The following is a 22,670-nucleotide window of genomic DNA, read 5'->3' as shown; positions in this document are numbered from 1 at the left end:
GCCAGTCTGACGGGGAAGGTTCAGAGGGCGACCACCCGACGGCGGCCGGCGGCCTTGGCTGTGTACATGTTGCGGTCGGCCCGCCGGAGGAACAGATCCGCATCCTCCCCGGCCCCGTGCAGGGCGATGCCGATCGAGAACGAGGGTTCAATGGTGCGGTCACTCCAGGGGATCGGCTCGCTGATGCTGGTCTGGAGGTCTTCGGCGAAGGCGATCGCATCCTCGAGCTGCTCGATCCCCTCCAGCAGCAGCAGAAACTCATCGCCGCCGATCCGGCCGGCATGGTCGCCGCGGCGGGTCCGGGCCTGAATCCTGCGGGCCACGGTTCTCAGCACCGCATCACCGCAGGCGTGGCCGTAGCGGTCGTTGATGCCCTTGAAGCCGTCGCAGTCGCAGAAGAGCAGGGCCAGGGGCTGGGCGCTGTGGGCACGCTCATCCAGCAGCAGCCGCTCCAGCCGCTCGAGAATGGCGGCGCGGCTGCAGAGGCCCGTCAGGGGATCGGTGTTGGCGCGCTGCAGCAACAGGCGTTCCTCCAGGACCTGCGCATCCACCGGCTGGAGGGTGATCACATAGCCATGGGCCAGGCTCAGGGGGGCCCCGATGGGGTCCACCTCGCCACTGGTGTCGAACCCGCGCGTGTCGAGGCTGCGCAGCTGGTCGCACGCGAGCCTGCGGACGTTCAGCTGCACCCAGCCCCAGCCCCCATCGGGATCGGCCAGCCGCAGACGGCCCTGGCGGATCGGGCCCGACTCCGCCAGCCACTGGTCGAGATCCACCGGTCCGGGCGGCTCCTCGGCGGAGGCGAACAGATCCTGGAAGTTCCGGCCGTGCCACTGCGTCTGCTGCCAGCCCGTCATGGGCTGCAGCGACGGCGACACCCACACCACCTGCTGGTGGTGGTTCAGCAGCAGCATCACATCGACGATGTTGTCGGCGAGCAGCCGGTACAGGGCTGCCACATCCGCCAGGCTGCGGGCGGCGTGGTCCTGCTCGGTCACATCCCGCCAGGTGACCGCGAGGATCCCGCGGTCCGGGGTGATCTCGATGTCGAACAGACGGCGGCCCGTGGCCGTGGGTCCATCGTCGGCGGCAAAGCCACTGACGGCGGTGGGGACGTTGCGCATGGCCGCATCGCCATACAGCTCCATCAGCCCGTTCTGGACCATCGACGGGCTGATGGCCAGCAGCGTCTGGCCCAGGATCGCCTCGCGGTCCTGCTGCAGGTGGGAGCAGACGGCTCTGTTGACATCCAGAACCCGGAAGTCTTCGATGCTGCCGTCATGGCCATGGACGGACTGCAGCAGCAGAAAGAAATCACGGCTGGCGTCCACGGCGGTTCGCAGCAACGCGAGCTGCTCGAACGTGCCGGGCAGATGGGCCCCAGCCGCCGGCCGGCCTGACGGGGCTGCGCTGCCCTGCGGTGCCCCCGACCAGCGCTCCGGGGCAGGAACGACCGCGCTACCCGGATGCAGGAGCAGGGCCTCGAAGGCTTCCGGTTCCAGGGGAGGACCGCACAGGAAGCCCTGGAAGCAGTCGCAGCCGAGATCCTGCAGCTTCCGGCGCTGCTCCTCGGTCTCCACCCCCTCGGCGGTGCAGTCCATCCCCAGGCCATGGGCCAGGGCGATGGTGGTGGCCACGATGGTCTGATCGACGGGGGAAGTCGTCAGAGCCTGCACGAAGGTGCGATCGATCTTGAGTCGATGGACCGGCAGGGTCCGCAGCAGTTCCAGGGAGGAATAGCCGGTTCCGAAGTTGTCGATCGCGATCCGGAACCCCTGATCGGCCAGCACCCGCAGCTGTTCACGGGCCAGAAGGGGATTGCGGATCAACGCCGTTTCGGTGATCTCGAGTTCCAGCTGCTCGGGACGCAGCTGGTGCTCCGCCAGGGTCTCCAGCATGGCGCCGATGAATCGCCCGTCCGGCAGCTCCAGCTCCCGCGGGGAGACGTTCAGGGCCAGCCGCGGGGGGTGGAGGCCCGCCGCCTGCCAGGCGCTGATCCGCTGGGCGGTCTGTCGCAGCACCCAGGGGGAGAGCTGCAGGATCAGACCACTCTCTTCGGCAAGCGGAAGGAAATGGCTGGGCGGCACCGAGAGGCTCAGGTGGTTGGTCCAGCGCAGCAGGATCTCCCCGCCGGCGAGCGCGTTGGATGCGGTTCGCTGCGGTTGAATCAGCAGTCGGAACTGTTCGCGTTCCACCGCCTGGGACAGCTGAATGCTCAGCTCCATGCGCTCCTGAATCTGGCGGCTGATCGTGCTGGAGTACGCGCACACCTGAGTGCTTCCCTGGGCCTTCCCCTTCATCAGGGCCGTGTTGGCGCACTGGATCAGCGTCCGGCTCTCCTGGGCGTGCTCGGGATAGGTGGCGATCCCCACGGAAAACGTCGGGTCGAGGGGCAGGGCCTCCAGTAACGGCTGCTGCTGGGCCCACTCCTGCTGCAACCGACGGGCGGCGCCCATCGCATCACCGATGGAGCGGACTCCCGCTTCCATGAGGATCAGAAACTGGTCGCTGCCCAGCCGCGCCAGCCAGTCGCCCGGCCCGATCAGATCCCGCAGCCGGCCGGCCATGGCGCGCAGCACCCGGTCGCCGACATCGGATCCGAAGTGGTCGTTGATGTCCCCGAAGCCATCCACATCCAGGCTCATGACCGCCATCGACGCGTTGTAGCGGCGACCGCTCAGGCGTCGGTCCAGCTCCTCCAGGGTGGCGAGCTTGTTGGGAAGGCCGGTGAGGGGGTCGCAGGAGCGCTCGCCCGCCACCGCCTGCAGCAGGGCCTGCTCGCCGGTGATGTCCCTGAGGGTGCCCACCATGCGCGCCGGCGCACCGCTGTGGTCGTAGCTGAGCTGACCCACAGCCTCCACCATCACCTCCGTGCCGTCCTCGAAGCAGAGCCGGTGGCAGCTGCGGAACACATCCCCCCGGGTCACGGCCCGCCGCACATCCATATGCCAGCGGAGTCGGTCGTCGGGATGCACCAGGGCGCCGTAGTCCCGGAGCGAGGGGTGGTCACCGCCGTGCGGGCTTCTGCAGAGGCGCCGGGTCTGCTCCGACCACCGCATGCGGCCATCACTGAAGCGCAGATCCCAGACACCGATGCCGCTGATCGTCGTCCCCTCCTCCAGGAGGGAGAGGGTGTCGGCGAGCTGCATTTCCCGGTGGCGCTGCTGGGTTTCGTCGCTGACGCAGCTCACGATCAGTTGCCGCCCGTCGATCTCGAGAACACGGCTGCGGACGATGACGTCTCGGATGGAGTCATCGCGGCAGCGATGACGGGTGTGCAGGGTCCCGCCGCCGGCGACGATCAGCTCGCGGCGACGCTCGGCCCCCCAGGCAGCGTCGTGATCGGGATCGGCCTGGATCGCTTCCGGGGACAGGGCCAGCAGTTCCGGGATGCTGTACCCCAGATGGGTGTGGGCTGAATGATTGCAGGCAAGAAAATGGCCGCTCAGCGCATCGGAGGCCAGCAGGTCGGTGTCGGTGAGGTCGGCGATCAGACAGAAATCGGCCAGCCGATCGTGAAGGCTCGCGGCGTGGTCTGCCGATCCCCCATGTTCACCCATGGCACCACGTTCCCTTCCTCAAGAACGCTAGGTGCGAGCTGGCCCCATCATCCTGGATCTTCAACAGTTATTGATTCCATCGGCCCTTGACAACGGGCTTTCAGGGTGAATCTTTTTTCCGTGGCGCTGATCTTCCCTCGCTTCCCATACTGCGGTTCCATGGCGAACATTCAGCGGGCCGTTGTCTGTTCATCGCTTCAGGCGGGCGAGGCTCCGGCCACCTCCCCCTCCTCGTTCCTTTGCCCCTCGAAGGCCCGCCCCAGGGGCTCGGCCGCCAGACCCTGCTCCTCGCGCAGGTAGCGGGCCAGTCCGTCGCTGTTGCCGTGGGTCACGTACACCTGGCGGGCGCCGCAGTCCCGGACCGTGCGCAGCAGCCCGTCCCAGTCGGCGTGGTCGCTGAGGGCGAAGCCCCGCTCGAAGCCGCGTCGCCGCCGTGCCCCCCGCACCGCCATCCAGCCGCTGACGAAGGCGGTCTGGGGGTTGGTGAACCGTTTCATCCAGGGCGAGCGGTGGGCCGAGGGCGGCGCCAGCACCAGGCGCCCGGCCAGCGATTCGCTGCGGGGAAGTTCGCTCAGCGGCCGCGTCGGCGGCAGCACCACCCCCTGGCTCCGGTAGGGCTCCATCAGGGCCTGCACCGCCCCGTGCAGCAGCACTTCCTCCTCCACCCCCAGCGCGGCCAGTTCCGCCAGCAGCCGCTGGGCCTTGCCGAAGGCATAGGCGAACAGCAGCGAGGGGCGCTGGGGGCCCCCCCGCCACCAGGCCAAGATCTCGGCGGCCACCTGCCAGCCGGGCCGCCAGCGGTAGATCGGCAGGCCGAAGGTGGCCTCGGTGATCAGCACGTCGGCGCTCACCGGCTCGAACGGGGCGCAGCTGGGGTCGGCATCGCGCTTGTAGTCCCCGCTGATCAGCCAGGTTTCATTGCCGGCCGTGATCCGGATCTGGGCCGAGCCCAGCACATGGCCGGCCGGATGGAACGACACCACAGCCCCACCGAGGCGTCGTTCCTCGCCGTAGGGCAGCCCCGTCAGTTCGATGCCGGCCCCCAGCCGCTGGCGCAGCACGCCCTCGCCAGGGCTCGCCGCCCAGTAGGCGCCGCTGCCGGGCCGGGCGTGGTCGGCGTGGCCATGGGTGATCAGGGCCCGGCTCACCGGTCGCCAGGGGTCGATCCAGGCCTGGGCCGCCGGACAGTAGAGCCCCTGGGGGGTGAGCTGGAGCAGGCCGTCGGGCGGCAGGACCATGGCGCGCCGGTGCCGCCGCAGGGGGATGGCCGCATCCTGGCGGCCCGTGTCCGTTGACGGCGTGCGGGCTCACCACTAGCCATGGGGCAGCCATCACCGCTGGCCCGATGTCACTGGAGACCCATCGCGAGGAGCTGGAGGCCACCGCGGCCGCCCTGGCCCGGCCGGGCACCGGCCTGCTGGCGGCCGACGAATCCACCGGCACGATCGGCAAGCGCTTCACCGCGATCGACGTTGAGAACAGTGAGGAGAACCGCCGCGCCTACCGCACCCTGCTGGCCACCACCCCCGGACTCGGCGAAACGATCAGCGGCGTGATCCTCTACGAGGAAACCCTGTACCAGGAGGCGGCCCCCATCGCGGGCCGGCCGGCCGGATCGATCGTCGATCTCTTCAAGGAGCAGGGGCTGGTGGTCGGGATCAAGCTGGACCTCGGGGTGGAGCCCCTGGCCGGGGGCCTGGCCGGCGAGACCTGGTGCACGGGACTGCGGGGCCTGCAGGAACGGGCGGCCCGGGCCTACGCCCGCGGCGCCCGCTTCGCCAAATGGCGCGCCGTGCTGCGCATCAGCGCCGACGGCTGCCCCTCGGAGCTGTGCGTGCGCGAGAACGCCTGGGGGCTGGCCCGCTACGCCCGCACGGCCCAGGAGGAGGGCCTGGTGCCGATCGTGGAGCCGGAGATCCTGATGGACGGCGACCACGACATCCTCACCACCGCGGCGGTGCAGGAGTGGGTGCTGCGCAGCGTCTACGAGGCCCTGGGCCAGAACGGCGTATTCCTGGAGGGCACCCTGCTGAAACCTTCGATGACCCTGCCTGGAGCCGGGGCTTCCGATCGATCCAGCTCCGAGCAGGTGGCGGCCTACACCGTGCGCACCCTGCGCCGCAGCGTGCCCCCGGCCGTGCCGGCGATCCTGTTCCTCTCGGGGGGCCTGGGGGAGGAGGAGGCCAGCGTCCTGCTCTCGGCCATTCATGCCGCCGACCCGGAGGCCCCCTGGCACCTGGGCTTCTCCTACGGCCGCGCCCTGCAGCATTCCTGCCTCAGTGAATGGAAGGGGAACGACACGGCGGCGGGCCAGGCGGCCCTGCTGGCCCGCGCCCGGGCCAACGGCGCCGCGGCCCGCGGGGCCTATGTGGCTGGCTCCGAACCCTCCGGTGACGGCGGCTCGCTGTTCGTGGCCAACTACAGCTACTGAAAAGGTGCCGAGCCGAGGGGTCCGGGCCGGCCCCTCAGGCGCTCATCGCCAGCATGCGCTCGATCGGCACCAGGGCCCGCAAGCGGATCTCCTCGTCGAGCTCGATCGCCGGCGCCATGGTGTGCAGGCACCGCCACAGCTTCTCGAGCGTGTTCAGCCGCATGTAGGGGCAGGCGTTGCAGCTGCAGCCGTCGGCCCCGGGCACCTCATGGAAGATCTTCTCCGGTGCCCGCCGCCGCATCTGGTGGAGGATGCCCGGCTCGGTGAGCACGATGAAGGAGGGGGCCGGGCTGGTCTGGGTGCGCTGCAGCAGCTTGCTGGTGGAGCCGATGAAGTCGGCCAGGTCGAGCAGGTGCTGCTGACACTCCGGATGGGCGATCACCTCGGCCTCGGGGTGTTCCTGGCGCAGGCGCAGCAGGGCCTGCTCGCTGAAGGTCTCGTGGACGATGCAGCTGCCGGGCCAGAGGGTGAGCTCCCGGCCGCTCTGGCGGGCCACCCAGCGCCCCAGGTTCTGGTCGGGGGCGAACAGGATCGGGCGGTCGGCCGGCAGCTGCTGCACCAGGTGGACCGCATTGCTGCTGGTGCAGATCAGGTCGCTCTGGGCCTTCACCGCCGCGGAGCAGTTGATGTAACTCACCACGACGTGGTCGGGGTGACGCCGGCGGAAGTCGGCGAAGGCGTCGGCGGGGCAGGCGTCCGCCAGGCTGCAGCCGGCCTCGAGGTCGGGCAGCAGCACCGTGCGGCCGGGGTTGAGGATCTTGGCGGTCTCCGCCATGAAGTGGACGCCGCAGAAGACGATCACCTCGGCGTCGGTGCTGGCAGCGCGGCGGGAGAGCTCGAGGGAATCGCCGATGAAATCGGCGCAGTCCTGGATGGCGTCGTCCTGGTAGTAGTGGGCCAGGATGATGGCGTTGCGCTCGTTCTTGAGCGTTTCGATCGCGGCGGCCAGCTCAGCATGGGGCGGGCAGGCCTCAGGGCTGGGTTGGGGCGTGTGGGTCAGCGTCTGCGTGAAGACCAACCGATGCCCCTTCTCATGCACGATGATCCCACTCTAGGAAGCGGTCGGTATTGGCTGAGCTGAACATCGCCATCGCGGGGGATCTGCACGACCAGTGGGATCGCAGTGACCACGACGTGCTGGAACGGATCCGTCCGGATGCCCTGCTGCTGGTGGGCGACCTGAGCGACGGCAAGTGCCGCATCCCCGAACTGCTCGCCACCCTGGAGCTGCCGATCGCCTGCGTTCTGGGCAACCACGATGCCGGCAAGGACGGCAGCGGCCGCACCCTGCGCCGCCAGCTGGAGCTGCTCGGTGAGCGGCACTGCGGCTGGGGTCTGAGGGAGCTGCGTCCCCCCGGGCTGGCGGTGGTGGGCGCCCGTCCCGGCACCGCCGGCGGTGGCTTCCACCTCTCCAAGGCGGTGCGATCGGTCTACGGGCCAGTGGGCCTGCAGGAGTCCGCCGAGCGCATCAGCCGGGCGGCCCTGGCCGCCGATCCCCAGCTGCCGCTGATCCTGCTGGCCCATTCCGGCCCCAGCGGCCTGGGCACCCAGGTGGACGACCCCTGCGGCCGCGACTGGAAGGCCCCCGCCTGCGACTGGGGGGATCAGGATCTGGCCCTGGCGGTGGATCAGATCCGCCGCCGCCGCCCCCTGCCCCTGGTGGTGTTCGGCCACATGCACCACGCCCTCTGCCATCACCAGGGGGAACGGCTGAGCTTCCGCCGCGACGCCCAGGGCACCGCCTTCCTGAACACCGCCTGCGTCCCCCGCCATGGCGTGGACCAGCGGGGCCGCGCCCTGCGCCACTTCAGCTGGGTCGTCTTCTCCGATGGCGATCTGCGCCACATCAGCCACCGCTGGTACGGCATCGACGGCGCCCTCCATTACGAGCAGACCCTCTGGACGGCGGCCCTGCCGGCGGCGGGAGTGCTCAGCCCTTGCTGATCTGCGCCTGCGTCAGCAGCCATGGCTTCGGCCATGGATCCCGAACGGCCTCGGTGCTCTGCGAACTGGCCGCCCTCAGGCCCGACTGGCGGCTGGTGATCTCCACCGGCTTGCCGCCGGCCTTCCTGGAGCTGTCCTTCGGGCCTGTGCCCTTCGAGCGGCGCCCCTGCCACTGGGACGTGGGGGTGATCCAGGCCGATGCCCTCGGCGCCGACGCCAGCGCCACCCTGGCCGCCCTCGAGCGGCTGGAGGAGGAGCTGCCGGCGCTGGTGGAGCGCGAGGCCCGCTGGCTGGAGGACCAGCGTCAGCCGGTCCTGGTGCTGGGGGACGTGCCTCCGGCGGCCGCCCTGCTGGCCCGGCGACTGCGGGTGCCGCTCGTCTGGCTGGCCAGCTTCGGCTGGGACGTGATCCATGCCCCAATGGGCCCGGCCTTCCGTCCCTGGGCCGATCGGCACCGGCAGCTCTACGGCCAGGGGGATCTGCTGCTCCATTGCCCCCTGTCCCTGCCGATGGACTGGGGGGTGCCCCAGGTGCGGCTGGGCCTGACCTGCTCCCGGCCCCGGCTCGATGGCGAGTGGCTGGCCCGGGAGCTGGACCTGCCGGCGGACCGGGAGCGGGTGGTGCTGGTCAGCTTCGGGGGGCTCGGAATGGCGATCGACCCGGCGCTGCTGGCCCGCTGGCCCGAGCATGTGTTCATCGGACCGGAGCCGCTGCTGGCCACGGTGGCCAATGGCCGTTGCCTGCCGCCGGGGGTGCGCCCCCTCGACCTGATGCCCCTGGCCGGACGGCTGATCACCAAGCCCGGCTACAGCAGCTTCTGCGAGGCCTTCAGCCAGGGGGTGGGCATTCATCTGGTGCACCGGAGCGGCTTCGCGGAAGCACCGGTGTTGGAGGAGGACCTGCGCAACCACGGCTGGCATCGGCTGCTGAGCCAGGAGGCCTTCCGCCGCGGCGACTGGGAGCTGGACCAGCCCCTGATGCCTCCGCGGCGCGGCCCCCTGGCGGACGACGGGGCGTCCACCGCCGCACGGACGCTCGTGACCTGGCTGGAGGGACGATCAGCACTGCCTATGGGGTAGGCCTTCAGGATTTGATCATCTGTTCATCGAATCCGGGAGATATCAGTCCCTGGCTGTAACCGGAATGCAAAACGTCATTCTTGATACCGGTAGACAGTTATTCGACCGTCACAAATAAGGAATCGATTCTGCTGATTCATCGGCAAATTACCGCCAACTCCCGGCGTCATGGATTCATTTTCTATGTCCCGGGATCACTGGTTCTTCCTGTTGCCGTTCTCCAGAAGACCTGGTCTCACCAAGCACATCAAGCCGGTTTGACTCTGTTGTCCCTGCAACAGGTCTCTGCCCACTTGTCCTTCTCGACCTCTTCTCTTGCCGAACCTTCAGCGCACCCCCCTGCTTCTTGCCCTCGCCGGACTGGGTCTGAGCCTGGCCGGGCCAGTCAGGGCCGCCGAGGGCTCCCAGGGCTGGGGGGCCAGCAGCGTCGCCCCCGGCGGCCCCACCCGCATGGCGATGCTCTCGCCGCTGCCGGCCGCGCCCCGGGTCTTCGCCATCACCCCCGAGCGGCGCGCCCTGCTCAACACCATCCGCTACGCCGAGGGAACCTGGGCCAACGGCCATGAGATCGGCTACCGGATCCTGTTCGGCGGCAGCCTGTTCGACTCCCTCGAGCGGCATCCCAACCGCGTCATGCGCACGGCCCGCTACGCCAGTGCCGCCGCCGGGGCCTACCAGTTCATGCCCTTCACCTGGGACATGGTCACCCGCGCTCTCGGGGTCTCCGACTTCGGCCCCGAATCCCAGGACCAGGCCGCCCTGTTCCTGGTCCAGCGTCGCGGTGCCCTGCATCTGGCCGACCGTGGCGAGCTGACCCCCGATCTGGCCGCCCGGCTGGCCCCCGAGTGGGCCTCGTTCCCCACCCTGGCCGGCCGCAGCTTCTACGGCCAGCCCGTCAAGCGTCTGAACGACCTGCGCCGCTTCTACGAGCAGAACCTGGCCCAGCTGCGCAGGGAGGAGGCCGCCGTCTGGGAGGACGTGGCCATCCGCCAGGTGCCGCCGGCCTGCAATGACGCCAGCCTCTCCTGTCAGCTGGAGCGCGTCAGCACCCCGGCCCCCTGAGCTCAGCTCTCCCCCTTGCCCTCCAGTCGCACACCGCCGAGCGTCTTCTGGGCGATGAGATAGGCCAGCACCGCCGCTCCCAGGAAGCCCAGAACGTTGCGCAGCAGCGGCAGCACGTCGTGGGTGCGGGTGATGATCGGCCCCATTCCCAGGGCGACGAACAGGATCACCCACAGGGGTGAGAGCAGCAGCACCCAGGTCCACTCCACCCGACGACCCTCCTGGCGCGGGAAGGCGGCGAACCCGACGATCAGTCCCCCCAGGATCGAGGTGCACAGGGTCAGGATCCACTGCTCCTGGGGCAGCCCGGGCACCACCTGGCAGCCGCCGATCGCCAGGCAGCCCTTCACCGCATGGATGGCCGAGAGGATCGAACCGTCCTCGCCGTGGTCGCGCACGTAGAACTGGTTGCCGTAGCGGGTCTGGAGCTCCACCCAGAAGGTGCGGGGCATCAGGGCGAACAGGGCCTCGCCCACGTTGAAGTTCAGCAGGTTGCCGCCGCGGGGATCGGCCACCAGCAGCAGACTGCGCTCATCGAGGTCCCAGAAGCCCTTGACCGCCAGGCCGGGCGTGCGCTCGTACTGGGTCAGTACCCGCAGCTTCCAGCCGCTGCTGGCTTCGAAATCCTCCAGTTCACTCTCCAGGGCCCCCCGTTCGCCGTCGGTGAGGGCCTTGGCCAGGTCGATCACCGGGGTGGGGTGATCGGGCAGCAGCTGGGGGTTGTCCGCCGCCAGGGCCTGGCCGACGGTGCCTGGCAGCACCCAGGTGACGAGCACGAGGCAGAGCATGGCCAGGAGCGCCCCCAGCCGCCGCCCCAGGTCGCTGCGCCGCTGCGGCCCACCCCGGTGCGGTTGTCGAGCCGCCATCGCTGTCGGTGCCGTCGCTGCCGCCATCGCCATCGTTCCGTCATCCATCGGTCAGCATTCTCACCGAGTCGCCCCACGCCGCGTGATCCCTCCCTCCCCCGGCTCCCCGGCGGTTCCGGCCTGGCTGGCCCAGCGACTGCGGGCGGCGGGGGGCTCGGTGCCGTTCCTCGACTACATGGACTGGGCCCTGCACGACCCGGACCATGGGGCCTACGGCAGCGGCCGGCTCCAGATCGGCCCCGGTGGTGACTTCGCCACGGCCCCCTCCCTGGGCGAAGAGTTCGCCCGCCTGCTGGCCCCCCAGGTGGCCCAGTGGCTGGCCCTGCTCCCCGCTGACGCACCCCTGGCCCTGGTGGAGACCGGCCCGGGGGAGGGGCAGCTGGCCCAGCAGCTGGCCGAAGCGCTCCACACCGGCTGGCCCTCCCTGGCCGGGCGCACCGAGCTGGTGCTCGTCGAGCCCAATGCCGGCATGGCCGAGCGGCAGCGCCGGCGGCTCGCCAGCTGCCCCCTGCCCGTGCGCTGGGCCGACCTCCGGACCCTGGCGGACGTCCCGCTGCGGGGGGTGGTGCTGGCCCACGAGGTGCTTGACGCCCTGGCCGTGGAGCGGTTCGAGCGGCGGGGTGAGCGCTGGTGCCGCCAGCGGGTCGTGCTGGAGAACGACGGGCTTCGGCTGGAGGCCGGTGAACCCCTGTCCGGGGCGATGCTGGCGTCGCTGGCCGATCTGGGACTGCTGCCCCTCGATGAACGCCGTCCCGAGGGCTGGTGCAGCGAGCTCCACCCCGGTCTGGCCCCCTGGCTGGCTGCCTGCGCCGCAGCCCTCGACCAGGGCTGGCTGCTGGTGATCGACTACGCCCATGAAGCCCGCCGCTACTACGCGCCCCAGCGCAGCAACGGCACCCTGATGGCCTACCGCCGCCAGCGGGCCAGCGACGACCCGCTTCGCGAGCCGGGCCAGTGGGACCTCACCGCCCACCTCTGCCTGGAGAGCCTGGACATCGCCGCCCGGGCCGGTGGCTGGCAGCCCCAGGGCGTCTGCCGCCAGGGCGAGGCCCTGCTGGCCCTCGGCCTGGCCAAGCGTCTGCATGGCCTGCAGCGGCAGAGCGGCACGCCGCTGGCGGAGCTGCTGCAGCGCAGGGAGACCCTGCTGCGGCTGGTGGATCCGGCGGGGCTCGGTGAGTTCCGCTGGATCGCCCTGCGCCGTGACGGGGAACCGGCGACCCCGGGAAGGGAACCCCTGTTCCTGAGTCCCCCTTCGGCCTGATCCCGGCGCTCAGCCCTTCCGCTCAAGCCCCCGGTTCACCTGCGACCTCCTTGCCATCCCCTGCTCAGAACCACTCCGACTGGGCTTCCTCGCGGGGATTGACGTTGGCGTGGGGGGTGGTGCGGCGGAACTCCATGGTGATGCTGCGCTTCTGTTCCCCATCGGCCGCCAGCGCCTCGATCGGGTAGAGCTGCTGACCGTCCCGGAAGGGCACCTGCAGGCGGAACGTGCCATCGGCGGAGAGGGGAACGTCCTCACCGCCGATGCTGAGCCGTGCCGAGGGGTCGGTGGCTCCATAGACAATCAGCTCAGCATCGGCCACCAGCCAGAAGGAACGTTGCCGGGGCGCAACCCCACCGATGCCGGAAGCGCTGCGGCCGGAGGCCCAGGGACCGGCGCCGGAGTCGGACAGGGCACCGCCCGCACCGTGCAGGCCGGCGGCGGAATCGATCTCGTGGAAGGCCTCCGAGCCCCGGCCCAGACGCCGCCAGGGGCTGGTGGCGCTCTGGTAGAGCCGTTCGTGCAGATCGTTGACGATCTCGCGGGGCGGGGCGGCTCCCGGTGCCGGGTCAGCGGCGGGAGGCATGGAGAAGGCCACGAAGGGATCGGGCGTGGTCAGGGCCGGACCATCCAGCTCCGGGACATGGGCGGTGGCGGAGAAGGCCAGGGAGATCCAGCCGCCGCTGCCGCCCTTGCGGAAGCCCAGCTCCACCCGGTAATCGCGGCCGGACAGGGGCACCGGCAAGTACCACTCAATGGCCTGGCTGTCGACCACCACCTCCTGGAGGGTGTGGGGGTGGGTGGACCCCCCATCGAGACCGGTGACGTCGGCCACCCGCAGACACAGCTGGGTGGCTCCCTCCGCCTGGGCCCGCTTCCGGTCGCCCGGTTCGATGAACCAGCGCACCTGGGACCACTGGGGATCGCGGGGCACGAAGGCCACCCAGCTGGCCCCGCGGCCGGGCTCCTGGGGCGCCTGCGGCGGGGGCGAGAACGCCGGTGTGGGCTCCACGGCAGACGGCGAAACCTCCTCCGCCGGGGCGGAGGGATCGGGCTGGGCGGTCTGCTCCGACCCCCCGAGCCCGACGGTTCTGGCCAGGGCACCGAGTCGTCTCAGGGGCTGGCTCAGGATGTCTTTGAACCGGCTGGGACGAAGGCTCATGGGCCGTGTTGAAGAAAACCTTGCGGTGATGGTCTCCGATCCGAGGGGTCCGCGCCTTCCCTGTCAGCGAAAGACCACCTTTGAGCCCCTCTCCCCGGCGCCTTGGGCCGCAAGACGGGGCCGCAGCGGGCCCCTGTGTCAGGGGGCGCCGATCGAAGTGGCGACCGCCAGGGTGGCCCGGATCGTGGCGGGATCGACGTCATCCCGGATCGTGACCGATCCCACACCGGTGGGCAGGACGAAACGCACCTTCCCCTGGCGCACCTTCTTGTCGGCCTGCAGGGAAGCCAGCACCGCCTCGGGATCCAGGGCCGGCCAGTCCATGGGCAGACCGGCGGCGGCGATCAGACGTCGCTGGCGGTCCTGATCGGCCTGGCTCCAGAGCCCCATGGCCACAGCGATGTCACCGGCCGCCAGCATGCCCAGGCCCACGGCCTCGCCGTGCAGCCAGGTGCCGTAGCCGCTGAGGTTCTCCACCGCATGCCCCAGGGTGTGTCCGTAATTGAGGATCGCCCGCAAACCCCCTTCCCGTTCATCGGCCGCCACGACGCGGGCCTTGGCGGCGGCGGAACGTTCCAGCAGCCGCTGCAGCAGCACCGGGCCGAGGGCGTCCCGGCTGGCCAGGCCCCCGCTGGGATGCCGCTCGGCGGCCGCCTCCAGATCCCGGAACAGGATCCCATCGCCGATGACGGCGTACTTGATCACCTCCGCCATGCCGGCCCGGAACTCCCGTTCCGGAAGGGTTGCCAGCACCAGGGGATCGATCAGTACCAGCTTCGGCTGGTGGAAGGCGCCGATCAGGTTCTTGCCGCCGGGATGGTTCACGCCGGTCTTGCCGCCGATGGCCGCATCCACCATCGCCAGCAGGGTGGTGGGCACCTGCACCACGGCGATGCCCCGCAGCCAGGTGGCGGCGGCGAAGCCGGCCATGTCCCCCACCACACCGCCGCCGAGGGCGACGATCAGGGAGCTCCGCTCCAGGCGGTGGGCGAAGGCGGCGTCGTGGATGGCCGCCACCGTGGCGGGGGTCTTCTGTTCCTCACCGGCCTCAATCACCAGCGTCCGCACCACGAAGCCGGAGGCCTCCAGGCTCTGCAGTGCCCGGGCCCCGTGGAACGCGTCCACATCGGGATTCGTCACCATCAGCACCCGGGTGCCGCTCTGGATTCCCCGTTCGAGCAGGAACGAACCGAGGCCCCCGAGCAGGCCCTCACCGATCAGGATCGGGTAGGGATCGGCAGCGAGGGACACCGTGATGGTGCGGTACTCCTGCGGCACGGAGGAAGGGGCGAGGGTGGACCGAGGCTAGGCCTGGGGGGAGAGGCGGCGGACCACCTCCAGCACCGCCTCCCCGTAGCTGGCGAGCTTGGCGGTGCCGATGCCGGTGAGGCCGGCGAGTTCGTCGAGGCCGGTGGGACGGCGTTCGGCGATGGCCACCAGGGTGCGGTCATGAAAGACCACATAGGGGGGCAGGCGCTGCTGCCGGGCCTGCTCCAGCCGCCAGGCTTTCAGGGCCGCCAGGAGGTCCGGATCGGCGGACTCCGCGCCGGCCGCGGGCGTTGTGGCTCCCCCGGAGGCGCGCCCACGTCGCTCCCGGGCCGGCGGCGGCAGCCGGATCTCGAGGCGGGACTCGCCCCGCAGCAGCGGCCGCACCAGCGCCTCGGGGCCGAACTCCAGGCCGCCATGGCCATCGGCGGCCGCCACCAGGTACCCCCTGGCGGTGAGCTGGCGGAACAGGCTGCGCCACTGCAGCCGGTCCAGTTCCCTGCCGATCCCGTACACCCCCAGTTGGTCATGGCCGAGGCTGCGGACCCGGGCGGTGTCCCCCCCCAGCAGCACGTCCACCAGGTGGGCGGCCCCGAAGCGGCCGCCGGTGCGGTAGACGGCCGAGAGGGCCTTGCGGGCCGGTTCGGTCACGTCCACCCCCTGGTTCGGCTCCAGGCAGACGTCGCAGTTGCCGCAGTCGGCGCTGCCCGTCTCGCCCAGATAGTCGAGCAGGATCCGGCGGCGGCAGCCGGAGGTCTCGGCGAAACCGATCAGGGAATCGAGCCGGCCATGCTCGATGCGCTTCTGGGCCGGCGCGGCGTCGGACTCCTCGATGAAGCGGCGCAGCGGTGGCACGTCGGCGGCTCCATGCACCATCCAGGCAATGGCCGGCAGCCCATCGCGGCCCGCTCGGCCCGTCTCCTGGTAGTAGGCCTCCAGGCTCTTGGGCAGGTCCACGTGGGCCACGAAGCGCACGTCCGGCTTGTCGATGCCCATGCCGAAGGCGATGGTGGCCACCACGATCACGCCGCTGCCGTGGCGGAAGCGCTCCAGGGCGGCACCGCGTGTGTCCGCCGCCAGGCCGGCGTGGTACGGCAGGGCGTCATGCCCGTCGGCCTTGATCAGTGCAGCGAACTCCTCCACCCGCTTGCGGGAGCGGGCGTAGACGATGCCGGCATGGCCCCGCTGGCTGGCGAGGAACTCCAGCAGCTGGCGCTTCGGATCGCTCTTGTCCCGCAGCAGATAGCGGATGTTCGGCCGATCGAAGCTGGCGGTGAACACCGCCGCCTGCTCCAGGCCCAGGCGCGCCACGATCTCGGAGCGGGTGCGGGGATCGGCGGTGGCGGTGAGGGCGATGCGGGGAACGGCCCTGAAGCGCTCCGCGAGCACCGCCAGCTGCAGGTACTCGGGACGGAAATCGTGGCCCCACTGGGAGACGCAGTGGGCTTCATCGATGGCGAACAGGGCCAGGGGCAGGTCGGCGAGCCGCTCGATAAGGTCACCGTTCAGCAGCCGCTCCGGCGACACGTACAGCAGGTCCAGACCCCCTGCCTGCAGCTCCCGCCAGGTGGCGGCGGCCGAGGCGCCGCTCTCGGCCGAATGCAGGGCGGCCGCCCGCACGCCGGCCTGGCGCAGGGCACTCACCTGATCCTGCATCAGGGCGATCAGAGGCGACACCACCACCGCCGTGCCCGGCCGGCAGAGGGCCGGGATCTGATAGCAGAGCGACTTGCCGCCACCGGTGGGCATCAGCACCAGGGCCGACCCCCCCGCGCAGACGTGCTCGACGATGGCGGCCTGGGGGCCGCGGAAGGCGTCGTAGCCGAAGACCTCCCGCAGCACCTGCTTGGGCGTCGGCGTTGGGGTCATGGGGAAAGGGTGGGGCGGCACCAAGGGGGCTCCAGCCTCGGCTCCGATTGTGCATCGCCCCGGCTCCGGCAGGATGTCCCCATGGCTCCACCCACCCCCGCCGCACCGGCAGCCACCCGCTCCGCCTGGGCGTTCCTGACCCCCGCCCTGGTGCTGCTCGCCGTGTCGGTGCTGATTCCGGCGGCGATGGCCCTGGTGATCAGCTTCACCCGCACCGGGCTGGATGTAGGCGAGCCACTCACCTTCGTGGGCCTGGCCAACTTCCGCCGCCTGCTGGCCGACCCGATGCTGCTGCGGGTCACGGGCACCACCTTTCTCTATCTGGTGGGGGTGGTGCCGCCGATCGTGCTCGGATCCCTGGCCCTGGCGGTGCTGGTCAACCGCCAGCTGCCGGGGATCCACTGGTTCCGCGGTGCCTTCTACACCCCGGTGCTGGTGTCGCTGGTGGTGGCGGCGATCGCCTTCCGCTGGCTCTACGCCGAGAACGGCCTGGTCAACGGCTGGCTCGGCGCCCTGCTGGGGGACCGCTTCTCGCCGATCGGCTTCCTCACCTCCACCGGTCTGGCCCTGCCCTCGGTGATGCTCGTGACCCTCTGGAAGGGCCTCGGCTACTACATGGTGATCTTCGTGGCCGGCCTGCAGGGGATCTCCGCCGATCTCTACGAGGCGGCGGCCCTCGATGGCAGCGAGGGATGGCGCCGCCATCTGGACATCACCCTGCCCCTGCTGAGGCCCTACATCACGCTGGTGGCGGTGATCTCGGCGATCGGGGCCACCAAGGTGTTCGAGGAGGTCTACCTGATGACCCAGGGGGGCCCGGCGGACAGCACCCGCACGATTGTGTATTACGTGTACGACCAGGCCTTTTCCGAGCTGGAGATCAGCTATGCCTGCACGGTGGGGCTGGCCCTGTTCCTGATCGTGCTGCTGCTCAGCCTGCTGCGCTACGCCTTCGCCGCCGACAACCCGCTCCAGTGATCCCCGCCGGGCCCCTGCCCGTGATGTCACCGTCGGGGCCCTCGACCCCCTGATGGCAGGCTGGTTTCCGCTTCGAGCCACCAAAGCCAGGGTGAAGATCATCGCGGACCCCCCTCCCCAGGCCACGCCGGCACCGCTCGACGCCATCGGCATCGTCGGCGGTGGCCAGCTGGCCTGGATGCTGGCCGAGGCGGCCCGGGACCTCGGTGTCGCCGTGCACGTGCAGACGCCCGGCGCCGGGGATCCGGCCACCCGTGCCGCCGCCAGCGTGGTGCTGGCGCCGGTCGATGACGTCAACGCCACCCGGGAGCTGGCCGGCCGCTGCGGCGCCATCAGTTTCGAGAACGAGTGGATCCCCCTCGAGGCCCTGCGGGCCCTGGAGGGGCCGGGGCTGCAGTTCCTGCCGGGTCTCGATGCCCTCCAGCCCCTGGTCAGCAAGGCGGGCCAGCGGCGGCTGCTCGGTGACCTGCATCTGCCCGCCCCCCGCTGGTGTCCCCTGGCCGATGTGCTGCAGCCGGAGCCTGCCCTGCCCCCGGGCGAGGAGGGGGCGGGCCCGCCGCCGGCGGGCCCACCGCGCCCCGTGCAGATGCCGGCGGTGCCGCGCCTCCCCGAGGGCTTCCGCTTTCCCCTGATGGCCAAGGCCAGCCGCGGCGGCTACGACGGCCGGGGGACGGTGCCGGTGCCCGATCTGGGGGCTCTGGAGCAGCTGCTGGATCGCGTCGAGCCGGACGACTGGATCCTTGAGGAGCTGGTGGCCTTCGAGCGCGAACTGGCCCTCGTGGCCTGCCGCGACCGACAGGGGCAGGTGGCCTGTTACCCCCTGGTGCAGACCCACCAGCACAGCCGTGTCTGCGACTGGGTGCTCTTCCCCGCTCCGGTGGACCACCGGGTGGAGGTGTTCGCCCGCAACGTGGCCGCCTCCCTGCTCACGGCCCTGGATTACGTGGGGGTGCTGTCGATCGAGTTCTTCTACGGGCCCTCGGGGCTCCAGGTCAACGAGCTGGCCCCCCGCACCCACAACTCCGGCCATCTGACGATCGAGGCCTGCCGCACCAGCCAGTTCGCCCAGCAGGTGCGGATCGTCGCCGGTCTGCCGATGGGGGCCACCGAGGCCGTGGTGCCCGGGGCGCTGATGGTCAACCTGCTGGCGCCGGAGGACGGTGATGACGACCAGCTGGCGCGGCGCCGGGCACTGGAGGCCCTCCCGGACGCCCACCTGCACTGGTATGGCAAGCGGGGCGGAGGGGTGGGACGCAAGCTGGGCCACCTCACCCTGCTTCTGCAGGGCCGCACCGCAGAGGAGCGGGAACTGGAACGCCAGCGGCTGCTGGCCGAGGTGCGGGCCATCTGGCCGCTCCCCCACCAACCCGCCTAGGATGCTGGCGGACTGCTGTGTTGGTGACTGCCTTTCACAGTTTTCTGATCTGACTCCCTTTCGACACGGGGAGTCTTCAGCGACGGCAACGTAGACCGGCTTCATTGCCGGAAACGAAGCCCCGCCCCTGACTCCCCTTCTGGTTCATCCAGGTCGAACACTGGGGCAAGACGGCATGGCGGTCCACCCCTTTTCCCCATTCCGATCGCGCCCGGGCCGGCATGCTGGGGGCAGGTCGCCCCGCCGCCGTGAACAGCGAGCCTTCGAGCTTTCAGCAGGCCTTCGAGCGCCTGCTCGCCCGTGCCCCGGGTCCGGTGTTCCCCCGGGCCCGGGCGCTGTACCTGCAGAAGTACCCCCTGGAAGGGGAGGCGGCGGGCGCCTTCCGCACCTTCCTGCTGGAGGAGGAGATCCAGGAAAGTCCCGCCGGCGCCCTGCGGATCCGGGCCCTTGCCCTGGCGATCGTGGCCTTGGGCCAGCCCCGTTTCGATAGGGCTGCTGCTGCGGCCTACCTGGAGCGCCGCTGGGGACTGCGCCCCGGCGATCTGCAGGAGGTGCCCGGGGCGAGCTGGTTCCGCGACAGCGGCGCCTACGGCCGCTTCGGCACCCCGGCCGTCTACGAGCGGGTGGCCCCCACCAGCCTGCTCAGCTCGTCAGCCGATCCAGTTCCTCCTGCAGCTGATCCCGGCTGAGGCGGGTGACCACGAACACCTCCTGGGCCGTGCTGCCGCGGCGGGCCAGCAGCTTGTGGCCGCCGGTGATCGGGCTCGACACCCGCAGCCGCAGGCCGACGCTGCGGCCCCTGACCCGGGTGATCACCGCCGGGGTGATCGTGTCGATGTCCGGCAGGGTCGCCAGCCGCCTGAGCAACGGGATCAGGCCCTCCACGTAGGTGCTGTGGGTGATCACCAGCCGGGCCATGGGTGCTGCTCAGCCGTGGCCCAGGGGAGCCATGGTCAGACCTTCGGCGGAGAGCAGCTGGTGGTACAGCTCCCCCTGCTCGAGCGGTCCGCTCCAGACCACCGCCGATCCCTCGCCATCGATGCGGTGGGCCAGTTCCCAGGCCCGGTCGGGCTGCATGCCGGGCAGATGGCGCACGAGCACCGCGACCACGTGCTGGAACGTGTTGACGTCGTCGTCGAGGACGATCACGTTGACGCTGTGATAGTGCGCGGACCGGCGCTGGGCGATCGGGGCGGGACTTCTGGAGGGGGCGACGACCATGGGCCTGCAGCGGCTGCCGGTCCCCAGCGTAGGTAACATGCGCGGAGTCTTGAACCGGGCCCGATGTTGATCACCCTTGGTTGGTCCGCCCTGGCGGCCATCTTCACCTTCTCGATCGCCATGGTGGTGTGGGGCCGCAACGGTGACAACAGCATCGGTTTCTGATCTGGCCTTCCCCACCACCACCCTGCTGGCGGGCCTGGCCTCCGCCCTGCTGCTCTTCGTGAGTGTGGGTGTGATCTATCTCTCCACCGTCGAATGGCGCGACAAGCGCCGACGGCGCTCCAGCGAAGGCCGCAACCGCTGATGGTCAACCCTTGACCAGCCCTGGCGCGAGGGGGCCGAAAGGCCTCTTTAGGTGAGCGCTCCGCTGCTGGTCGCCTGGCCATCGCCCCCCTGCGCAGACGCCCGCTTTCGCCAGGGTCACCACCGATGAAGGAGCGGCCCCGGGGCCGGCCGCGACGTCCCACCCTCCCTGGCCCCAACCCGCCGGCGATTCCATGAGCCGCCCGATCGATCGTCTGCGCCGCTCGCTGGTGGCGCCGGCCCTGCCCCGGCTACCCGGGCCGCCTCCCCTGCCGCTCACCACGGTCACCCTGCTGCTGTTGCTGCTGCTGCCGAGCCTGGCCCTGTGGCGCTGGCCCCGGCCCCGCGCCCAGGGACTTGAGCAGCTGATGGCGGTGAGCAGCCTGCTGCAGAGTTTCCCCGCCAGCCCGGAGCGGCCGGTTCCGGCCCTCTGGCGTGACCGACTCGGCGAGGCCGCGGGCCGCCGGCTGTGGCGCGAGCAGCGTCGCACCTGGTGGCAGTTCTGGGGACCTCACACCGACGGGGGCGCCTACCTGGTGCTGCAGGAGAACGCCGCCGGCGGGGCCCGGCCGCCCCTGCCGGCCCAGGGCCTGCGGGTGGGGAACCTGCTGGTGGTGGCACCGGATCCCCTCTCCCGGCGCCTGCTGCAGGACCAGCTGCGGCCCGACCAGCGGGCCGGCCGCGGACTGTTCAGCACCTGCCTGCCCCGCCTGGAAAGTGGCCAGGGCGTCTTCTGGAACGCCTCCGGACTCGGGGCCCTGGTGGGGCCCCTTGCTCCCCTGCTGGAGGCCTACCAGGAGGGTTGCTTCTCCCTGTCCCTGGAGGGCTCGGAGGTGCGCTGGCGCGGCGAAGCCTCCGATCGCCCCGCCTCCACCGGCCCGGCGGGCCGCCTGAGGATCCCGGACCTGCCGCCGTCCGCCCGGCCGCCCCTGCCCGCCGACCTGCTGCTGGAGCTGCAGGGCTCCTCCCTCGAGCAGCTGTTCCGGGGACTTCTGGCCCGCCAGCTGATCCGCGATCCCCTGGCGGCCCGCTACGGCATCGACACCAAGGGGCTCGCCCTGCTGCGGCGTTCCCCGTTCCGGCTGCGGCTCCAGCCCCAGCTCACCGGTGCCTTCCAGGCCTCGCTCGAGCTCCAGGTGGCGGTGGGGGCCGACCGCCAGGGCTGGCGCCAGCTGCTGCAGGGTCTGGCCCGGGCCCTGCAGGCCCAGGGGCTGGAGGCGGGCCCCACCGCGGCCGCATCCCAGGAGGGTGCCGCCACCTGGACCCGGCAGGACGGCGTGGTGCTGGGGGGATGGCGCTGGATCGGCGAGGGGGGACCCGCACCCCAGCTGCTGCTGTTCCTCGGTCCGGTGCCCGGCCGCTGGCAAGCCATGACCACCACAGGGACGGGCGCCCCGGCCAGCGGTGAGCTGTGGTTGCGGGTCCGGCCAAGGGGGCTGGACCAGCTGGGCCTGCTCCCCGAACCCCTGCCGGAGCTGGTGCGACGGGCCGATCAGCTGTGGATGGAGTCCCTTCCCGGCATAACGGCTAACGGAGCCGACGGGCTCAGCTGGCTGAAGGGACGCCTTCAGGTGAGCCGCTGACGGCCTGGCGCTCGCGCCGCCGACGCTCGGCGGCCACCGTCTCCTCCATGAGCTCGACGGCCATGGACATCTTCTCCAGGTTGCTGGCGTAGAGGGCGAGGTCCTTGTCGAGACGGTCGCGCAGCAGGCCCATCGACGCGCCGATTTCGTGGGCCAGCTGGCGCAGGGCCTGGGGTTCCATGGCGTCGTCGGCCAGGGCCTGCTCCAGCAGGGCCAGCAGGCCGACGGCCATCAGACGCGAGTAGTGGAAGTCGGGCCGGCGGATGCCGGCCAGGGCGGTGGCCACCGGCGGCGGGGCCCCCGCCCCCTGGCTCTCGATCCACTGGCGCACCTCGGCCTGGCTGTGGCGTCCCATGGCGGCCAGGGCTTCCTCGCACTGGCGGCGCAGGTCGGGGCCATCGAAGCCGGAGGAGGCGCAGAGGGCCTGGAAGAGGGGGGCCTTCTGGGCTTCGGGACGGTAGCCCCGGGCAAAGCCATCGAACACCTGCACCAGTCCGACGGCGAACAGGGGATCACTCTGGAAGCCCTTCTGACGGCTCAGCAGGTGGAGCTCCACCAGCAGTTCGTCGACCATGCGCCGGTAGAGAGGACTGATGACATGGGGGAAGGCGCCGTGGAAGGCGCGCTTGCTGTCGGCGACGGTGAGAGCAGCGCTCACGCGGATGGATTCTTCGTTGCAGCGACCTTAGCGCTGCAGGCACTCGACC

The 22,670-nt window shown here is 70.9% G+C and carries 21 protein-coding genes and 1 other RNA gene; 12 read left to right on the top strand and 10 right to left on the bottom strand.

The window, feature by feature from the left end; translation table 11 throughout:
- Positions 1-20: 20 nt before the first annotated feature.
- On the bottom strand, positions 21-3,560 hold the full coding sequence (locus tag KBY81_RS00325) for a diguanylate cyclase domain-containing protein (RefSeq protein WP_254975142.1): 3,540 nt from the start codon (positions 3,558-3,560) through the stop codon (positions 21-23).
- Between the two features lie 197 nt (positions 3,561-3,757).
- Positions 3,758-4,798: a ligase-associated DNA damage response exonuclease gene (locus tag KBY81_RS00320; RefSeq protein WP_254975141.1), complete on the bottom strand. Its 1,041-nt coding sequence runs from the start codon at positions 4,796-4,798 to the stop codon at positions 3,758-3,760.
- A gap of 107 nt (positions 4,799-4,905) precedes the next feature.
- Here KBY81_RS00320 and KBY81_RS00315 point away from each other — a divergent pair, with 107 nt between their 5' ends.
- Positions 4,906-5,991, top strand: a complete 1,086-nt coding sequence (locus KBY81_RS00315; protein WP_254975140.1) for a class I fructose-bisphosphate aldolase — start codon at positions 4,906-4,908, stop codon at positions 5,989-5,991.
- A gap of 34 nt (positions 5,992-6,025) precedes the next feature.
- On the opposite strand, the gene nadA is transcribed toward KBY81_RS00315, so the two are convergent.
- Complete coding sequence (nadA, locus tag KBY81_RS00310; protein WP_254975164.1) at positions 6,026-6,991, bottom strand: quinolinate synthase NadA; 966 nt, start codon at positions 6,989-6,991, stop codon at positions 6,026-6,028.
- Between the two features lie 68 nt (positions 6,992-7,059).
- Between nadA and KBY81_RS00305 the strand changes: the two genes are divergently transcribed.
- The 3 genes from KBY81_RS00305 to KBY81_RS00295 all read left to right on the top strand — a co-directional run bounded on the left by KBY81_RS00305 (position 7,060) and on the right by KBY81_RS00295 (position 10,076).
- Positions 7,060-7,935 carry a TIGR04168 family protein gene (locus KBY81_RS00305; RefSeq protein WP_106220069.1) on the top strand — a complete coding sequence of 292 codons (876 nt, stop codon included), beginning with the start codon at positions 7,060-7,062 and terminating at the stop codon, positions 7,933-7,935.
- Entirely contained in the window at positions 7,929-9,014 is a 1,086-nt protein-coding gene (locus tag KBY81_RS00300) for a hypothetical protein (RefSeq protein ID WP_254975139.1), read from the top strand. The genes KBY81_RS00305 and KBY81_RS00300 overlap by 7 nt, the downstream gene beginning before the upstream one ends.
- Positions 9,015-9,329: 315 nt before the next feature.
- Complete coding sequence (locus tag KBY81_RS00295) at positions 9,330-10,076, top strand: glycoside hydrolase family 104 protein (protein WP_254975138.1); 747 nt, start codon at positions 9,330-9,332, stop codon at positions 10,074-10,076.
- A gap of 2 nt (positions 10,077-10,078) precedes the next feature.
- On the opposite strand, the gene KBY81_RS00290 is transcribed toward KBY81_RS00295, so the two are convergent.
- Entirely contained in the window at positions 10,079-10,942 is an 864-nt protein-coding gene (locus KBY81_RS00290; RefSeq protein ID WP_396103639.1) for a TPM domain-containing protein, read from the bottom strand.
- Positions 10,943-11,024: 82 nt separating this feature from the next.
- Between KBY81_RS00290 and KBY81_RS00285 the strand changes: the two genes are divergently transcribed.
- Positions 11,025-12,203, top strand: a complete 1,179-nt coding sequence (locus tag KBY81_RS00285) for an SAM-dependent methyltransferase (protein ID WP_254975137.1) — start codon at positions 11,025-11,027, stop codon at positions 12,201-12,203.
- A 64-nt stretch (positions 12,204-12,267) separates the two neighbouring features.
- Here KBY81_RS00285 and KBY81_RS00280 read toward each other — a convergent pair whose 3' ends face one another.
- The 3 genes from KBY81_RS00280 to recQ form a co-directional block, all read right to left on the bottom strand.
- Complete coding sequence (locus KBY81_RS00280) at positions 12,268-13,365, bottom strand: DUF4912 domain-containing protein (protein WP_254975136.1); 1,098 nt, start codon at positions 13,363-13,365, stop codon at positions 12,268-12,270.
- 138 nt (positions 13,366-13,503) lie between these two features.
- Complete coding sequence (gene aroB, locus KBY81_RS00275; RefSeq protein WP_254971432.1) at positions 13,504-14,643, bottom strand: 3-dehydroquinate synthase; 1,140 nt, start codon at positions 14,641-14,643, stop codon at positions 13,504-13,506.
- A 27-nt stretch (positions 14,644-14,670) separates the two neighbouring features.
- Entirely contained in the window at positions 14,671-16,500 is a 1,830-nt protein-coding gene (gene recQ / locus KBY81_RS00270) for a DNA helicase RecQ (RefSeq protein ID WP_254975135.1), read from the bottom strand.
- An 81-nt stretch (positions 16,501-16,581) separates the two neighbouring features.
- Between recQ and KBY81_RS00265 the strand changes: the two genes are divergently transcribed.
- From KBY81_RS00265 to KBY81_RS00250, 4 genes are all read left to right on the top strand, one after another.
- Positions 16,582-17,478 carry a carbohydrate ABC transporter permease gene (locus tag KBY81_RS00265; protein ID WP_106220061.1) on the top strand — a complete coding sequence of 299 codons (897 nt, stop codon included), beginning with the start codon at positions 16,582-16,584 and terminating at the stop codon, positions 17,476-17,478.
- Between the two features lie 52 nt (positions 17,479-17,530).
- Positions 17,531-18,853 carry a 5-(carboxyamino)imidazole ribonucleotide synthase gene (locus KBY81_RS00260; protein WP_254975134.1) on the top strand — a complete coding sequence of 441 codons (1,323 nt, stop codon included), beginning with the start codon at positions 17,531-17,533 and terminating at the stop codon, positions 18,851-18,853.
- Between the two features lie 6 nt (positions 18,854-18,859).
- A non-coding RNA gene (gene ssrS, locus KBY81_RS00255) (6S RNA) lies at positions 18,860-19,042 on the top strand.
- Between the two features lie 59 nt (positions 19,043-19,101).
- Positions 19,102-19,542: a hypothetical protein gene (locus KBY81_RS00250; protein WP_254975133.1), complete on the top strand. Its 441-nt coding sequence runs from the start codon at positions 19,102-19,104 to the stop codon at positions 19,540-19,542.
- Here KBY81_RS00250 and KBY81_RS00245 read toward each other — a convergent pair.
- Positions 19,496-19,771, bottom strand: coding sequence for a DUF2103 domain-containing protein (locus KBY81_RS00245; RefSeq protein WP_106220058.1), 276 nt, complete (start codon positions 19,769-19,771; stop codon positions 19,496-19,498). The two genes, KBY81_RS00250 and KBY81_RS00245, sit on opposite strands and share 47 nt — an antisense overlap.
- 9 nt (positions 19,772-19,780) lie before the next feature.
- Complete coding sequence (gene clpS, locus KBY81_RS00240) at positions 19,781-20,074, bottom strand: ATP-dependent Clp protease adapter ClpS (RefSeq protein WP_254975132.1); 294 nt, start codon at positions 20,072-20,074, stop codon at positions 19,781-19,783.
- Positions 20,075-20,137: 63 nt separating this feature from the next.
- Between clpS and petN the strand changes: the two genes are divergently transcribed.
- The 3 genes from petN (at position 20,138) to KBY81_RS00225 (ending at position 21,963) form a co-directional block, all read left to right on the top strand.
- On the top strand, positions 20,138-20,239 hold the full coding sequence (gene petN / locus KBY81_RS00235) for a cytochrome b6-f complex subunit PetN (RefSeq protein WP_015108283.1): 102 nt from the start codon (positions 20,138-20,140) through the stop codon (positions 20,237-20,239).
- The gene (locus KBY81_RS00230) at positions 20,217-20,381 is read left to right on the top strand and encodes a hypothetical protein (protein WP_015108282.1); all 165 of its coding nucleotides are present in this window, start codon (positions 20,217-20,219) and stop codon (positions 20,379-20,381) included. Before petN ends, KBY81_RS00230 begins: the two co-directional genes overlap by 23 nt.
- 193 nt (positions 20,382-20,574) lie before the next feature.
- Positions 20,575-21,963: a hypothetical protein gene (locus tag KBY81_RS00225; RefSeq protein ID WP_254975131.1), complete on the top strand. Its 1,389-nt coding sequence runs from the start codon at positions 20,575-20,577 to the stop codon at positions 21,961-21,963.
- Here the strand turns inward: KBY81_RS00225 and psb29 are convergent.
- A complete protein-coding gene (gene psb29 / locus KBY81_RS00220; RefSeq protein ID WP_254975130.1) occupies positions 21,926-22,621 on the bottom strand; it encodes a photosystem II biogenesis protein Psp29 in 696 nt (231 codons plus the stop codon). The two genes, KBY81_RS00225 and psb29, sit on opposite strands and share 38 nt — an antisense overlap.
- Between the last annotated feature and the right edge of the window lie 49 nt (positions 22,622-22,670).

The sequence above is a fragment of the Cyanobium sp. Lug-B genome (genome assembly GCF_024345635.1).
Lineage (GTDB): Bacteria > Cyanobacteriota > Cyanobacteriia > PCC-6307 > Cyanobiaceae > Cyanobium > Cyanobium minutissimum.
The sequence above is the reverse complement of the archived record's forward strand: the minus strand, read 5'-3'. Positions and strand labels throughout refer to the sequence as shown.